The organism is Nocardioides fonticola, from assembly GCF_039536805.1.
GTDB classification, from domain to species: Bacteria; Actinomycetota; Actinomycetes; order Propionibacteriales; family Nocardioidaceae; genus Nocardioides; species Nocardioides fonticola.
The window spans coordinates 45,702-59,789 of record NZ_BAAAZH010000013.1; the positions used below are offsets into that span (position 1 = coordinate 45,702).

At 72.2% G+C, this 14,088-nt stretch carries 13 protein-coding genes; 9 read left to right on the forward strand and 4 right to left on the reverse strand.

What is annotated here, in order from left to right; genetic code table 11:
- The first annotated feature begins 378 nt into the window (after window positions 1-378).
- From ABD671_RS09810 to ABD671_RS09820, 3 genes are all read left to right on the forward strand, one after another.
- Window positions 379-3,234 carry an MBG domain-containing protein gene (locus tag ABD671_RS09810; protein WP_344733157.1) on the forward strand — a complete coding sequence of 952 codons (2,856 nt, stop codon included), beginning with the start codon at window positions 379-381 and terminating at the stop codon, window positions 3,232-3,234.
- Between the two features lie 133 nt (window positions 3,235-3,367).
- The gene (miaB, locus tag ABD671_RS09815; protein WP_344733158.1) at window positions 3,368-4,855 is read left to right on the forward strand and encodes a tRNA (N6-isopentenyl adenosine(37)-C2)-methylthiotransferase MiaB; all 1,488 of its coding nucleotides are present in this window, start codon (window positions 3,368-3,370) and stop codon (window positions 4,853-4,855) included.
- A 143-nt stretch (window positions 4,856-4,998) separates the two neighbouring features.
- On the forward strand, window positions 4,999-5,724 hold the full coding sequence (locus ABD671_RS09820) for a Type 1 glutamine amidotransferase-like domain-containing protein (protein WP_344733159.1): 726 nt from the start codon (window positions 4,999-5,001) through the stop codon (window positions 5,722-5,724).
- Between the two features lie 24 nt (window positions 5,725-5,748).
- On the opposite strand, the gene ABD671_RS09825 is transcribed toward ABD671_RS09820, so the two are convergent.
- Both ABD671_RS09825 and ABD671_RS09830 read right to left on the reverse strand, forming a co-directional pair.
- The gene (locus tag ABD671_RS09825; protein WP_344733160.1) at window positions 5,749-6,234 is read right to left on the reverse strand and encodes an NUDIX domain-containing protein; all 486 of its coding nucleotides are present in this window, start codon (window positions 6,232-6,234) and stop codon (window positions 5,749-5,751) included.
- Window positions 6,231-6,521: an antitoxin gene (locus ABD671_RS09830; protein ID WP_344733161.1), complete on the reverse strand. Its 291-nt coding sequence runs from the start codon at window positions 6,519-6,521 to the stop codon at window positions 6,231-6,233. The genes ABD671_RS09825 and ABD671_RS09830 overlap by 4 nt, the downstream gene beginning before the upstream one ends.
- A 50-nt stretch (window positions 6,522-6,571) precedes the next feature.
- Between ABD671_RS09830 and miaA the strand changes: the two genes are divergently transcribed.
- The 5 genes from miaA (at window position 6,572) to ABD671_RS09855 (ending at window position 10,690) form a co-directional block, all read left to right on the forward strand.
- Window positions 6,572-7,504 carry a tRNA (adenosine(37)-N6)-dimethylallyltransferase MiaA gene (gene miaA / locus ABD671_RS09835; protein ID WP_344733162.1) on the forward strand — a complete coding sequence of 311 codons (933 nt, stop codon included), beginning with the start codon at window positions 6,572-6,574 and terminating at the stop codon, window positions 7,502-7,504.
- Between the two features lie 45 nt (window positions 7,505-7,549).
- Window positions 7,550-8,101 carry a dihydrofolate reductase family protein gene (locus ABD671_RS09840; protein WP_344733163.1) on the forward strand — a complete coding sequence of 184 codons (552 nt, stop codon included), beginning with the start codon at window positions 7,550-7,552 and terminating at the stop codon, window positions 8,099-8,101.
- 4 nt (window positions 8,102-8,105) lie between these two features.
- Window positions 8,106-8,768, forward strand: coding sequence for an MSMEG_1061 family FMN-dependent PPOX-type flavoprotein (locus ABD671_RS09845; RefSeq protein ID WP_344733164.1), 663 nt, complete (start codon window positions 8,106-8,108; stop codon window positions 8,766-8,768).
- Window positions 8,765-9,604: a diaminopimelate epimerase gene (dapF, locus tag ABD671_RS09850; protein WP_344733165.1), complete on the forward strand. Its 840-nt coding sequence runs from the start codon at window positions 8,765-8,767 to the stop codon at window positions 9,602-9,604. Before ABD671_RS09845 ends, dapF begins: the two co-directional genes overlap by 4 nt.
- A gap of 309 nt (window positions 9,605-9,913) precedes the next feature.
- Entirely contained in the window at window positions 9,914-10,690 is a 777-nt protein-coding gene (locus ABD671_RS09855) for an SDR family NAD(P)-dependent oxidoreductase (protein WP_344733166.1), read from the forward strand.
- 94 nt (window positions 10,691-10,784) lie between these two features.
- Here the strand turns inward: ABD671_RS09855 and ABD671_RS09860 are convergent, their stop codons facing one another.
- Entirely contained in the window at window positions 10,785-11,363 is a 579-nt protein-coding gene (locus ABD671_RS09860; protein ID WP_344733167.1) for a nucleoside/nucleotide kinase family protein, read from the reverse strand.
- A gap of 55 nt (window positions 11,364-11,418) precedes the next feature.
- Here ABD671_RS09860 and hflX point away from each other — a divergent pair, with 55 nt between their 5' ends.
- On the forward strand, window positions 11,419-12,990 hold the full coding sequence (gene hflX / locus ABD671_RS09865) for a GTPase HflX (protein ID WP_344733168.1): 1,572 nt from the start codon (window positions 11,419-11,421) through the stop codon (window positions 12,988-12,990).
- On the opposite strand, the gene ABD671_RS09870 is transcribed toward hflX, so the two are convergent.
- Entirely contained in the window at window positions 12,969-13,898 is a 930-nt protein-coding gene (locus ABD671_RS09870) for an alpha/beta fold hydrolase (RefSeq protein WP_344733169.1), read from the reverse strand. The genes hflX and ABD671_RS09870 overlap by 22 nt on opposite strands.
- Between the last annotated feature and the right edge of the window lie 190 nt (window positions 13,899-14,088).

A 14,088-nucleotide genomic window follows, 5' to 3' on the forward strand; every position in this document is an offset into this window, starting at 1 on the left:
CGTACGAAGGTTCGCACTCCCACCGAAAGATTCAGCGGCCGACCGCCGAACCTTCAGCGGTCGACCGCCGAAACTTTCGGTCGGCGTGTGAAGCTTCGTACGCGGAGTGAAAGGTTCGGACGTCCACCCCGGCCGGACGTCGTCTGCGGCCTGGTGCTCGTCGTCGTGGTTCAGGCGGAATGCCCCAGGCGCTGCCGCGGCGGGTTATGGTGCGGGCACCGCCACCAGTCGGATGAGTGGACGGTCGTCGCCGCCCGGCACATGGATGCTGGGGGAGGCCGCCGCTGAGCGGCGCTCACGTCGTCGTCCATCATCCTCGGAACCCCCACCCCCCCTCGGTTCCCGCACCCAACCCCCCCATCACCTCACGGAGCACTCATGCCCCCCATCAGTTTCCGCGACCCCGAAAACAGCGAGAACTCAAGGCGGAGGCGCACGCGTCTCGCCGCCGGTTCGCTCGCCGCCGCGATCGTCGCGTCCCTCGTCGCCTTCGCCCCGGCCAGCCCGGCGCAGGCCGCCCCCACCTGTCCCTCGGGCTGGCTCGTCATCCAGGACAGGTGTGTCAAGGCGGTGTTCGGCGCTGGTAGCGGCACGATCACCGTCCCCAGCAACGCGACCAACGTCGAGGCGACCCTCCAGGGTGCCCAGGGCGGTGCGGGCAACAACGGTGCCGCGCCCGGCGGCAACGGCGGCTATGTCAAGGGCGCCCTCGCCGACGCCGCCGGCAAGACCTACCACTACCTCAGCGGCGCCAGGGGCCTCAACTCCCCCTCGGGCTCGCCGAGCGCCGTGGGTGGTGGCGGCGCCGCCACCAACGGGTCAGGAGGTGGCGGAGGCACCTTCCTCTTCCTGGGAACCACGCTCATCGCCGCGGCCGGTGGCGGTGGCGGTGGCGCTGCCACGGGGACGACTCCGGGAGGCAGCGGTAGCGGCAGCGGGGCCGGGGGCAACGGAGGAGGCCCTCAGAGCAACAACGTTGCGACGAGCGGCACCACGCCGAAGGGCAGCGCGGAGGGCATCTTCATCGGCGGTGACGGATCCGGTCCGGCGTCCTCGGACGGCACCACGATCACACCGGGCCAGGGCGGCTCCGGCGGCAATGCCGGCGGTGGCGCCGGCGGTGGCGGCGGGTACTACGGCGGCGGCGGCGGTGGCGGTGGCGCGTACTCCGGTGCCGGCGGCACCGGCTACAGCGCTGGCCTGAGTGCGCCGATCACCACGCTCACGGGCTCCAACACGGCCGCTGGGATCCTCTACATCAGCTACATCCCCGCGGCCGGTCCCGATGCGCCCGGCAAGCCGACGGCGACGGCCGGCTACGGCTCCGCGGCGGTCACCGTCGCGCCGACCACGACCGGGACCATCGAGCCGGTCTCCTACAAGGTCACCTCCTCCCCGGGCGCGAAGACCTGCACCGTCTCCGCGACCGCCGAATCCCGCACCTGCACCGTGACCGGCCTCCAGGGCGGCACCTCCTACACGTTCACCGCGACGGCGATCGACGACGGCGGCAACGAGTCGGCAGCATCGGCGGCCTCCGATCCGGTGACGGTCCTCATCCCGAGCACCGTCACGATCGCCGCGGACAACCAGACCAAGACCTACGGCGACCCCAACCCGACCTTCACTTACCAGGTCTCGGGACTGTCCGGCGGTGACCAGCTGACGACGACCCCGACGTGCACCACCTCGGGAGGGGGTTCGGTCGGAACCTCGGCCATCACCTGCTCGGGCGCGACGGCCAGCGAGAAGTACGCCATCGCGTACACCTCCGGGACCCTCACGGTCACCCAGCGGACCGTCGCCGTCACGCCCGACTCCAAGGCGATCGCCGTCGGCGAGCCACTGCCGAGCACCTACAGCTACCAGATCACCGGCGGATCCCTCGTCGGCAACGACGCCGTCACCGGCACCTGCGGCGTGACCGGCACGCCGTCCGCGCCCGGGACCTATCCGATCACGTGCAACCTGTCGGCAGGTCCGAACTACAGCCTCACCGTCGGCACCGCCAACCTCGTGATCGCCAAGAACACCGGCACCGTCGTGCCCGACGCGAAGACGATCAGGTTCGGCGACGCCGCCCCGGCGTTCACCTACTCGATCACCGGCGTCCCCGCCGGCTTCGTGCCCGACCAGGCCCCCGTCTGCGGTGTCCAGGGCTCCTTCAAGGACGCCGGCACGTACGTGATCCGCTGCAGCGGCGGTAGCGACGACGTCTACGACCTCGACACCACCACGACGGCGACCCTGACCGTCACCAAGGTCACGGCCGCCGTGGTGAGCGACAACGCGTCCCGGGTCTTCGGGGCTCCCAACCCGACGTTCGGCTACACCGTGTTCGGTGCGCCCGCGCTGACGCAGCCGGCCACCTGTGCCGTGCAGGGCGAGGCGCGGAACGTCGGTGTCCACGAGATCGTCTGCTCGGGGGGTTCCGCCGGCGGCAACTACTCCCTCGTCTACGCGCCGGGGAAACTCACCATCACACCGGCCCCTCTGGTGCTGCGCGCTGATGACAAGACCCGGGCATTCGGTACCGACAACCCCGTGTTGACCTACACCGCAGAGGGCCTCGTCGCCGGTGACACCGCGCCGTCCGACGCGATCACCGGCACTCCGGAGATCGGCACGCAGGCAGGCGCGGACTCCCCGGTCGGCGTCTATCCGATCGACATCAGCCGCGGCACCGTCGCGTCGCGGAACTACGAGGTCGCCTTCGCGAACGGCACCCTCACGGTCACCGAATCGGGCGATACCGACGGTGACGGCCTCAGCGACGCCGCCGAGGCAGATCTCGGTACCGATCCGCAGATCGCCGACACCGACGGCGACGGCCTCACCGATGCGGTCGAGGTCTCGGGAGTCATCCTCGGCGCGAAGGTGTTCTACGGCCGCGGCCCCGGCGGCAAGGGGCGGGCCATCGGTCTCGTCCGCACCGACCCGCTCCTCGCCGACACCGACGGTGACGGACTGGACGACGGCGCCGAGGTCGCGGGACATCGCATCAACCAGCGAGTCCTCACCAAGGTGGGCGCCTACGTCATCCGTACCCGGGTCACCGACCCGCGTCGTGCCGACACCGACCGCGACGGACTCAGCGACACCGAGGAGATCACCGGCTCGGCCAACCGTCGTTTCGGTGACAAGACCGACCCGACCCGGGCCGACACCGACAAGGGCGGGGTCCCCGACGGTAGGGAGGTCGAGCGGGGCACCAACCCGGCCGCCAACCGCTGACACGACCCGCACCGCGACAGCCCCGGGTGACCCACCGTCACCCGGGGCTGTCCGGCGTCGTCGAGTCGGACGCGGTCCGGACGTGCCTGCTGGTTCCGCCCCCACCGGCCTCCCGCCGTACCCTGGACGCGCCATGACGACCGACGCCCAGCCCCGCACCTACGAGGTCCGCACCTACGGGTGCCAGATGAACGTCCACGACTCCGAGCGCCTGGGCGGTCTCCTCGAGGACGCCGGGTACGTGCGGCCCGCGGCCGGCGAGCAGGCCGACGTCGTCGTGTTCAACACCTGCGCGGTGCGGGAGAACGCCGACAACAAGCTCTACGGCAACCTCGGCCACCTGGCGCCGGTGAAGGCCGCGCACCCGGGCATGCAGATCGCCGTCGGCGGCTGCCTGGCCCAGAAGGACCGCGCCACGATCACCGAGCGGGCGCCGTGGGTCGACGTCGTCTTCGGCACCCACAACATCGGCTCGCTGCCGGTGCTGCTGGAGCGGGCGCGGGTGGCCGAGGAGGCCCAGGTCGAGATCTTGGAGTCCCTCGAGGTGTTCCCGAGCACCCTGCCGACCCGCCGCGAGTCGGCGTACGCCGCGTGGGTAAGCGTCAGCGTCGGGTGCAACAACACCTGCACGTTCTGCATCGTCCCGGCGCTGCGCGGCAAGGAGAAGGACCGCCGCCCCGGCGAGATCCTCGCCGAGATCGAGGCGCTCGTCGCCGAGGGCGTCAGCGAGATCACCCTCCTCGGCCAGAACGTCAACGCCTACGGCGTGGAGTTCGGCGACCGGCAGGCGTTCTCCAAGCTGCTGCGCGCCTGCGGCGGCATCGAGGGGCTGGAGCGGGTGCGGTTCACGAGCCCGCACCCGGCCGAGTTCACCGACGACGTCATCGAGGCGATGGCGCAGACGCCGAACGTGATGCCGAGCCTGCACATGCCGCTGCAGTCCGGGTCCGACCGCATCCTCAAGGCGATGCGTCGCAGCTACCGCGCCGAGCGTTACCTCGGCATCATCGAGCGGGTGCGCGCGGCCATCCCGCACGCCGCGATCACCACCGACATCATCGTCGGCTTCCCGGGCGAGACCGAGGACGACTTCGCCGAGACCCTGCGCGTCGTCGAGGCCTCCCGCTTCGCCAGCGCCTTCACCTTCCAGTACTCCAAGCGCCCCGGCACTCCGGCCGCCGACCTGCCCGACCAGATCGACCCCGCCGTGGTGAAGGACCGCTACGGCCGGCTCGTCGAGCTCGTCAACGCGATCGCCTGGGAGGAGAACAAGACCCTCCTCGGCCGCACCGTCGAGGTGATGATCGCCGAGGGCGAGGGCAAGAAGGACGCCGAGACCGCGCGCCTGTCGGGCCGCGCCCCCGACAACCGGCTCGTGCACCTCGCCGTGCCGCAGGGACTCGACGCCCCCGTGCGCCCGGGCGACGTCGTCACCGCCGAGATCACCTACGCCGCCCCGCACCACCTGGTCGCCGACACCGTGCACGGCGTCCGGCGTACCCGCTCGGGCGACGCCTGGGCGGCCCGGACGGCGTCCCCGTCCGGCGGTTCGGGGGTGGGCCTCGGGATGCCGACCGTCGGCGTCCCCGCGCCGCTGCCTGCTGCACCCGCCTGCGGCTGACCGGGCTTCGGTCCGAAGCCTCCGGCGGCGTCCCACCCGACCTGCTTGTCAGGGGAAACTCCCGCTTGTCAGGGAATGCTTGCTGTGCCAAGAGGGAGTTTCCCCGGCTGACCGGGGAAACTCCCGCCCCCTAAGGTAAAGGAATGCCAGCAGAGACCCCCACGATCCTGGCGACCTCGGGCGGCTTCCGGTGGGGCGGCCGGACCATGTTCGAGGTCGGACCCCTCACCGAGCTCGCGCTCGACCTCACCGGCGTGACCGGCCGGGCGCCGAAGGTGTGCTTCGTGCCGACGGCGTGCGGCGACGACGCCCGGCTGACCCGCGACCTCTACGAGATGGCGCGGGTGCGCGGCCTCGAGGCCAGCCACCTCCAGCTGTTCACGATGCCGAACCACGACGACATCGCCGCCCACCTCCTCGACCAGGACCTCATCTGGGTGTGGGGCGGCAGCGTCGCCGGGCTTCTCGCGATGTGGCGCCTGCACGGCGTCGACGCGGCGATGCGCGCCGCGTGGGAGGCCGGGGTCGTGCTCACCGGCGTCTCGGCCGGCTCGATCTGCTGGCACGTGGGCGGACCGACCGACTCCTTCGGACCCGATCTGCGGCCCATCGACAACGGCCTCGCGCTGCTGCCCTACAGCAACGGCGTCCATTACGACGCCGAGGAGCAGCGTCGTCCGCTGCTACAGCGCTGCGTCGCCGACGGCACGTTGCCCGACGGCTTCGCCACCGACGACGGCGCCGGCGTCCTCTACCGCGGCACGGCGTTCGCAGGGGCGTACGCGGAGAAGCCGAACGCCGGTGCGTACGCCGTGCGACGCGAGGGAGACCGTGCGGTCGAGACCCCGCTGGAGATCACGCGGCTCTGAGGCGAGTCGAGCGATCCGAAACCGCTAGCCTCGGCCGGGCTCGAACCCGAACGTCACGTACGGCGCCAACGTGCGGGCGTGCAACCCGTCGAGCACGTACCGCTCGTGCGGGACGACGGGGCCGGGCAGCGCGTCGAGCTCGCCCAGCCGTGCCCACCGCAGCTCGGCCGCCTTGGCCGCCTCCTGGATGGCGGGATCACCGCTCCAGGAGCGGGCGGCGAAGAAGAAGTCGATGCGCTGCTCGATCGGCTCGGGGCCGTTGGTGCGCTGCATCGCGGTGACGAAGTGGAGGTCGGCGTCGGTCAGGCCGAGCTCCTCGCGGGCCTCGCGCAGCGCGGCGGCGGACGCCGTCTCGCCGGCCTCGACGTGACCCGCCGCGGCGCTGGCCCAGTGGCCGTCCATGAAGCCGGTGTTCTGCCGCAGCTGGAGCAGCACCTCGGTGCCGTCGTCGGCCTCGCGCAGCAGGAGCACGTAGGCCGCGGGGATGATCGAGAAGCGGCCCTCGATCACCGCGCGGTGCCGTCGGGGGAGTCGGTTCCGGTGCCGGTGCCCGGGCCGGCGTCCGGCTTGGAGTCGAGCTTGGAGAGCCCCTCCTTGGCCTTCGCCGCACCCTTCGCGATGGCGTCGTGGTGCTTGCCGCCGGTGCGCTTGTCGGCAGCCTGCGCGGCCTTGTCGATGCCGCCGGCGATCTTGTCGCCGTGCTTGTCGACGGCGTCGCCGAGCTTCTCGCGCGCCTGGCCGGCGGCCTTCTCCAGCTTCGCCTTGTCGATCTTGCCGAGCTTGTCGAGGAACCCCATCGCTGCCCCCTGGAACGGTGTGCGGGTCGGATCACCGTCACACTAGCGGCATGCCGAAGCCCGCTCCGCCGCCGATCGTGGCGGTCGTCGGCGCGACCGCAGCGGGCAAGACCGGCCTCTCCCTCGACCTCGCCGAGCGGCTCGGCGGCGAGATCGTCAACACCGACGCCATGCAGGTCTACCGCGGCATGGACGTCGGCACCGCCAAGCTCCCTCCCGCCGAGCGGCGCGGCATCGTCCATCATCTGCTCGACCGGCTCGAGGTCACCGATCCGGCCACGGTCGCGGAGTTCCAGCAGTGGGCGCGCGAGGCCGTCGTCGACCTGCGTGCGCGCGACGTCGTCCCGGTGCTGGTGGGCGGCTCGGCGCTCTACACCCGCGCGGTGCTCGACCGTTTCGAGTTCCCCGGCACCGATCCGGAGGTGCGCGCGCGCCTCGAGGCCGAGTTGGACGCCGTCGGCTCGGTCGCCCTGCACGCGCGACTCGCCGCGGTCGACCCGGAGGCGGCGGCCCGCATCCTGGTCGAGAACGGACGACGTGTCGTGCGCGCCCTGGAGGTCGTCGAGATCACCGGCCGCCCCTTCAGCGCCAGCCTCCCGCAGTTGGAGTACGCCGACCCGCGCACCGTCCAGATCGGCGTCGACATCGACCGGCCGACCCTCGACGCCCGCATCGAGGCGCGGGTGGCCGAGATGTTCGAGGCCGGGTTCGTCGCCGAGGTCGAGCGGCTGCTGGCCGCCGGGCTGGCGTCGTCCCGCACCGCTGCGATGGCCATCGGTTACCGCGAGGTCGCCGCCCACCTGGCGGGCGAGATCAGCGAGGCGGAGGCGCGCGAGCGCACCGTCGTCGCCACCCGCCGCTTCGCGCGCCGCCAGGACTCCTGGTTCCGCAAGGACCCGCGCATCGTCTGGGTGCGCTTCGACGACCCCCAGCGCGTCGAGCAGGCGCTGGACGCCGTCCGCGCGGTCGCCGACCGGAGCTGAGGTCGCCCCTCGGGTTCTGTCGGTGCGAGGGTCCAGGCTTGCTCCATGGGCCGTTCCGTCTTCTACACCGCCGCCACCCTCGACGGGTTCCTCGCCGACGAGCACGACTCCCTCGACTGGCTGATGTCGCAGGACATCGACCCCGAGGGGGCGTTCTCCTACTCCGCCTTCATCGATCGGGTGGGTGCCCTGGCCATGGGCGCCACCACCTACCAGTGGGTGCTCGACCATCTCGAGCAGACCGGCGGCTGGAGCTACACCCAGCCGTGCTGGGTCTTCACCCACCGCCGGTTCCCTGAGCCTCCCGGCGACGTGCGGTTCGTCAGCGGTGCGGTCGCCGAGGTGCTCCCGGAGCTGCGGGCCGCGGCGGGCGAGCGCGAGCTGTGGGTGGTGGGCGGTGGCGATCTGGCCGCCCAGTTCGCCGAGGCGGGGGCCTTGGACGAGATCGAGGTGAGCCTCGCCCCTGTCGTGCTCGGTGCGGGCCGACCGCTCTTCCCGCGGCGTTACGACCTCGAACTGCTCGAGCTCGACCGCAACCGCGCGTTCGCCTGCGCCCGTTATCGGGTCGTCGGCCCGCGGGCCGCGCCGGTACCGTGAGCGGGTGACGACCACGAACGGCGCCGGCGCCGAGACCCTCATCGAGAGCATCGATGCGCTGGTGGCGGTGGTCGGCGAGCCCAACGCTCGGGCCCGCGACAAGGGCCGCGACCACCTGCTGCCGGTCGACATCGACTGGCTGGGGGCCTCGCCGTTCTGCGTGCTCGCGACCGCCGACGCCGAGGGCCGGTGCGACGCCTCGCCCAAGGGCGACCCCGCCGGCTGGCTCACCCACGTCATCGACGAGCGCACGATCGCGATCGCCGAGCGTCCCGGCAACCGGCGCGTCGACGGCTACCGCAACATCCTGGACAACCCCCACGTGGGACTGCTGTTCCTGATCCCCGGCCGCGGCGACACGCTGCGCGTCAACGGCCGGGCGCGACTGGTCTCCGAGGCACCGTTCTTCGACGACATGGTCGTCCAGGGCCACCGCCCGATCCTCGCCGTCGTCGTCGACGTCGAGGAGGTCTTCTTCCACTGCAGCAAGGCGTTCCTGCGCAGCGAACTGTGGGAGCCCGAGACCTGGGAGCCCGACGCGCGGGTGCCGCGCCGCGCCGTCATCGCCAAGGAGGTCGAGGCCAACGACCTGCCGCTCGAAGCGCTCGACGAGTACTACGGCGAGGGCTACCGCGACGGCCTCTACGCCACGAGGAAGCACCCGTGACCTACCCCTTCCTCAAGGGTCACGGCACCCAGAACGACTTCGTGCTGTTGCCCGACCACGACGGCTCGGTGCACGGCGCCCTCGACCCGACCCGGGTGCGCGCCCTGTGCGACCGGCGCGCGGGCATCGGCGGCGACGGCGTCCTGCGGGTGATCCGGACGGCGTCCCTGCCCGAGCTCGCGCACCTGGCCGAGCACGCCGAGTGGTGCATGGACTACCGCAACGCCGACGGCTCGGTCTCGGAGATGTGCGGCAACGGCATCCGGGTCTTCGCCCGCCACCTGCTCGAGGAGGGGCTGGTCGATCCGGCCGCCCCGATCCCCGTGGCCACCCGTGACGGCGTCAAGACCATCGAGGTCGCCGGGTCGCAGCTGCGGGTGGCGATGGGGCGCCCCCAGGTGCTCGGCGAGACCGCGGTCTCGGTCGGCCACCTGACCTGGGCGGCACGCCATGTCGACGTCGGCAACCCGCATGCGGTCGCCTTCGTCGACTCCCTCGACCCCTCCGGCCCGGTCGGCCGGCTGCTCGAGCCGCCCGTGCACGACCCCGCCGTCTACCCGCTCGGCGTCAACGTCGAGTTCGTGCTGCGGCGCGGCGACCGCCACGTCGCCATGCGCGTGCACGAGCGCGGTTCGGGAGAGACCCGCTCGTGCGGCACCGGCGCGTGCGCGGTGGCCGTGGCCGCCGCCGTGGCCGACGGTCGCGTGGCGGGGGAGGAGGTCACCTACCGGGTCGACCTCCCCGGCGGCACCCTGACGATCACCTGGGCCGCCGACGACGAGGTCTTCATGACCGGGCCCGCCGAGATCGTGGCGCGGGGCGAGACCGCACTCTGAGGTGCGGGGCGGTCGCGGGTGCGGGCCGGACGTCTGAGTCACCGGCCGGCCGGTGACTCTGTCGCTGGTCAGCTCAAGTTTCGTACGCCCACCGCCAGACTCACCTGACCAATCTCCTGATCCGGGTCCCACCAACACCACTGGTCACATCGGACAGGCGGAACTGCCCGGAATCGGGCCGCCGGGGCCGGTTTTCGGCCAGTTTCCCCGGCCGGCCGGGGAAACTGGCGCATCGCCCCGCACCAGGCCTCGCTCACCCTGCGGTCCGACCGTGACAGTGATGGTGTCGCAATCGCTATGCTCCGCGGCATGGACATCAACGGAGCCAGTGCCATCGTCACGGGCGGAGCGTCGGGCATCGGCGCCGCGGCCGCCCGCCTCCTCGCCGCCAAGGGCGCGACGGTCGTCGTCGCCGACCTCCAGGCCGACAAGGGCGAGGCCCTCGCGGCCGAGATCGGGGGCGTCTTCGCCCAGGTCGACGTCACCAACACCGATCAGATCCTCGCCGCCGTCGAGGCCGCGGCCGAGATCGCCCCGCTGCGCGCGGTCGTGAACTCCGCCGGCATCGGCTGGGCGCAGCGCACCATCGGCCGCGACGGCCAGTACGACTCCGCCTTCGACCTCGGCGCCTTCACCAAGGTCATCGCGATCAACCTCATCGGCACCTTCGACATGGTGCGCCTCGCGGCCACCGCGATGAGCCGCAACGAGCCCGACGCCGACGGCTGCCGCGGCGCCATCTGCAACCTCGCCTCGGTCGCCGCCTTCGACGGCCAGATCGGCCAGGCGGCCTACTCGGCGTCCAAGGGCGGCGTCGTCGGCATGAACCTCCCGGTCGCGCGCGACCTCTCCGCGGCCGGCATCCGCCTCAACACCGTGGCGCCGGGCCTCATCGACACCCCCATCTACGGCGAGGGCGAGGCCGCCGACGCGTTCAAGGCCAACCTCGGCAAGAACGTGCTCTTCCCGCACCGCCTCGGCACCAGCGAGGAGCTCGCCTCGATGGTCGTCGAGACCATCACCAACTCCTACATGAACGCCGAGGTCATCCGCGTCGACGGCGGCATCCGGATGCCCCCCAAGTGACCTGCTGATCCGCTGATCCGACGGCGGCCGGGCCCACCAGGGTCCGGCCGCTGTCGCGTTCAGCGGCCTACAGCCCCTACTGCCCGGGCAGCCCCTACTGCCCCGGCAGCTCCAGGACGACGTCGGCCCGCACCGCCGCGGCCTCCACCAGCCGCGCGTTGGCCTCGTCGACCCGCGCCACCCACGCCCGCGCCTCGGCCGGGGTCTTGCCGAACCGCACATGCCGCGCGATCAGCCGCTCGCGGCGCAGGACGTCGTCCACCCGCAGGTGCCACACCACCTCGATCTCCGTCCGGACGGCGTGCCATCGCGGCTCGTCGAGCAGCAGGTAGTTGCCCTCGGTGATGATCAGCCCGGCCGCCGGCACGTGGATCGCTCCGGCCAGCGGCTGCTCCAGGTCGCGCTCGAACGCCGGCGCCACCACGTCGTCCTCGCCCGCCCGCACGCGCCGCAGCAGGGCCGCGTAGCCCGGAGCATCGAAGGTCTCAGGTGCGCCCTTGCGGTCGAGCAGGCCGCGACGCCGCAGCTCGACGTCGGCGTAGTGGAAGCCGTCCATCGGCACGACCGGTCGGCCCAGCGCGGCCGCCAGGGTCGATTTCCCGACACCCGGGGCGCCGGTGATGCCGAGCAGTCGGACGCCGTCGGGCAGCTGCGGCAGGTCCGGCGCGCTCATGGGCGCAGGTTAAGGGTTCGCACCGCGCCCGGGCGCGGCCTACGCTGGATCGCCTATGACGAACGCACCCGACTTCTCCCTCGCCGCCGCACTGGCGGCCACCGACGACTGGGACGACGCCGACGCCCTCGAGGAGAGCGCCGTCGACCTCGACGGAGACCTCGGGGACGACGGGGACGCCGACGACACCGACGACGGGAGCGACGACGGGTTCGTCTCCGGCTACGCCGACGAGCCCGACCCCGAGGAGGACCCCACCGTCGGGGCCATGGAGCTCGCCGAGCGCCACCAGCTGCGCCGCGTCGCGCAGTTGCGCACCGAGCTCGAGGACATCACCGAGGTCGAGTACCGCCAGCTGCGCCTCGAGCGCGTCGTGCTGGTGGGCGTGTGGACCGAGGGCAGCATCGCCGACGCCGAGAACTCCCTCGCCGAGCTCGCCCTGCTCGCCGAGACCGCCGGCTCGGAGGTGCTCGAGGCGATCTACCAGCGCCGCCAGTCGCCCGACCCGGCCACCTACATCGGCCGCGGCAAGGTCGAGGGCCTCGCCGAGATCGTCAAGGTCACCGGCGCCGACACCGTCATCTGCGACGGCGAGCTCGCGCCGTCCCAGCTGCGCAACCTGGAGGACCGCCTCAAGGTCAAGGTCGTCGACCGCACCGCGCTGATCCTCGACATCTTCGCCCAGCACGCGAAGAGCCGCGAGGGCCAGGCGCAGGTCGAGCTCGCGCAGCTCACTTACATGAAGCAGCGCCTGCGCGGGTGGGGTGGCAACCTCTCCCGCCAGGCCGGTGGCCGGGTGGCCGGCGGTGCCGGTATCGGTGGTCGCGGTCCCGGTGAGACCAAGATCGAGACCGACCGTCGCCGCATCAACACCAAGATCGCCAAGCTCAACCGCGACCTGAAGCAGATGAAGGTCACCCGCGACGCCAAGCGCTCCGAGCGCCGTCGCAACCAGATCCCCTCGGTCGCGATCGCCGGGTACACCAACGCCGGCAAGTCCTCGCTGCTCAACCGGCTCACGAGTGCGGGCGTGCTCGTCGAGGACGCCCTCTTCGCCACCCTCGACCCCACCACGCGCCGCACCACCACCAGCGACGGCCGGGTCTACACCGTCTCCGACACCGTCGGGTTCGTGCGGCACCTGCCGCACCAGCTCGTCGAGGCCTTCCGCTCCACGCTGGAGGAGGTCGCGGACGCCGATCTCGTGCTGCACGTCGTCGACGGCTCGCACCCCGACCCCGAGGGCCAGATCAGCGCGGTGCGCGAGGTCTTCGCCGACATCGGGGTCAAGGACATCCCCGAGCTCATCGTCATCAACAAGGCCGACCTCGCCGACCCGCTCGTCATCGCGCGGCTTCGCGCCCGCGAGCCGCACAGCGTCGTGGTCTCCGCGCGCACCGGCGAGGGCATCGCCGAGGCGCTGAAGCTCGTGGAGTCCGAGCTGCCACGGCCGACCGTGCCGTTTCACGTGCTCCTGCCCTACGAGCGCGGCGACCTCGTCAACCGCCTCCACCAGCACGGCGAGATCTCCAGCATCGAGCACACCGCCGACGGGTCGGTGGTCATCGGCCACGCCAGCGAGGCGCTGGCCGGCGAGCTGGCGGCCTACGCGGTCAGCGGAGCCTGAGGCGCCGGGGAGGTCGTCGCGGCGGCCTCCTCGACCAGCTCCATCAGCTGAGCGGAGACCAGCTCGTCGCGCTCGAGCGGCAGCATGTGGCCCGCGCCGGGCACGGTGAGGAACCGGGCGCCGTCGATGGACGCCGCGAGCCGGCGTCCGTGGTGCGGCGGGGTGAGCAGGTCGCGCGTGCCCACCAGCACCCGGGTCGGTACGCCGTCGTAGGCCTTCAGCACGCTCGCCCGCTCGTGGGTCATGAAGTCGCGGTAGAAGCCCGACATCGTGGCCGGCGGGCAGTTGATGATCTGGTCGACCACGAGCCCGGCGTCGCGCAGGCGGAGCGGGGTGCCGAAGAGGAACCGGTTCACCACCTGCCGTTCGATGGACGGCGTGCGGCGGCGGTTGGCGCGCGAGTACAGCCGCGCCCGCAGGGCCAGGACGGCCGGGATGCGGGCCCGCAGCAGCGGCCCGACCTCGGGCAGGCCGAGGGTCACCGTGTCGAGCTCGCCGGCGGAGGTGGAGACGAACAGCAGTCCGGCGACCCGGTCGACGAGCTCGGGCCGCACCTGCGGGAGGGCGGTCATGGTCATGCCGCCGATCGAGTGCCCGGCGAGTACGAGGCGGCCGTGCGGGGCGAAGGTGTCGATGATGTCGCCCATGTCGACGGCGAGGTTCTCGATCGTGCAGGCCCGCTCCGGCGCGGCCTGGGAGCGGCCGTGGCCGCGGTGGTCCCAGGTGACGATGCGCAGCCGGTCGCCGTAGGCGGCCAGCAGGTCGTGCACCTGGTAGTGCCAGTCCTCCTCGTCGGCGGTCCAGCAGTGGGCCAGGACGACGGCGACGTCGGCGTCCTCGCGACCGTAGGTGGTCACGTGCAGGTCGAGACCGTCGTGCGTGACGAGGTGGTGGGTCGAGGCGACCATGGTCGGCTCCTGTGGCGGTGACGTGGCGGTGGCGGTGGCGGTGCCGATGGCGGTGATGGAGCGGGTGAGCCCGATCACGCTAGCGCCGCGAGCGCGGTCCGGGAAGGGTTATCGCGACACCGCGTCCGGATATCCGACCGTGGTCGGAGGCCGTCCCACTCTCCGGGATGGTCCGTGGATCGACCGGAGC

What these genes read in the sequence shown, in the direction of transcription:
- ABD671_RS09810 (WP_344733157.1), top strand. Translation starts at nt 379, where the DNA reads ATGCCCCCCATCAGTTTCCGCGACCCCGAAAACAGCGAGAACTCAAGG.
- miaB (WP_344733158.1), top strand. Translation starts at nt 3,368, where the DNA reads ATGACGACCGACGCCCAGCCCCGCACCTACGAGGTCCGCACCTACGGG.
- ABD671_RS09820 (WP_344733159.1), top strand. Translation starts at nt 4,999, where the DNA reads ATGCCAGCAGAGACCCCCACGATCCTGGCGACCTCGGGCGGCTTCCGG.
- ABD671_RS09830 (WP_344733161.1), bottom strand. Translation starts at nt 6,521, where the DNA reads ATGGGGTTCCTCGACAAGCTCGGCAAGATCGACAAGGCGAAGCTGGAG.
- miaA (WP_344733162.1), top strand. Translation starts at nt 6,572, where the DNA reads ATGCCGAAGCCCGCTCCGCCGCCGATCGTGGCGGTCGTCGGCGCGACC.
- ABD671_RS09840 (WP_344733163.1), top strand. Translation starts at nt 7,550, where the DNA reads ATGGGCCGTTCCGTCTTCTACACCGCCGCCACCCTCGACGGGTTCCTC.
- ABD671_RS09855 (WP_344733166.1), top strand. Translation starts at nt 9,914, where the DNA reads ATGGACATCAACGGAGCCAGTGCCATCGTCACGGGCGGAGCGTCGGGC.
- ABD671_RS09860 (WP_344733167.1), bottom strand. Translation starts at nt 11,363, where the DNA reads ATGAGCGCGCCGGACCTGCCGCAGCTGCCCGACGGCGTCCGACTGCTC.
- hflX (WP_344733168.1), top strand. Translation starts at nt 11,419, where the DNA reads ATGACGAACGCACCCGACTTCTCCCTCGCCGCCGCACTGGCGGCCACC.
- ABD671_RS09870 (WP_344733169.1), bottom strand. Translation starts at nt 13,898, where the DNA reads ATGGTCGCCTCGACCCACCACCTCGTCACGCACGACGGTCTCGACCTG.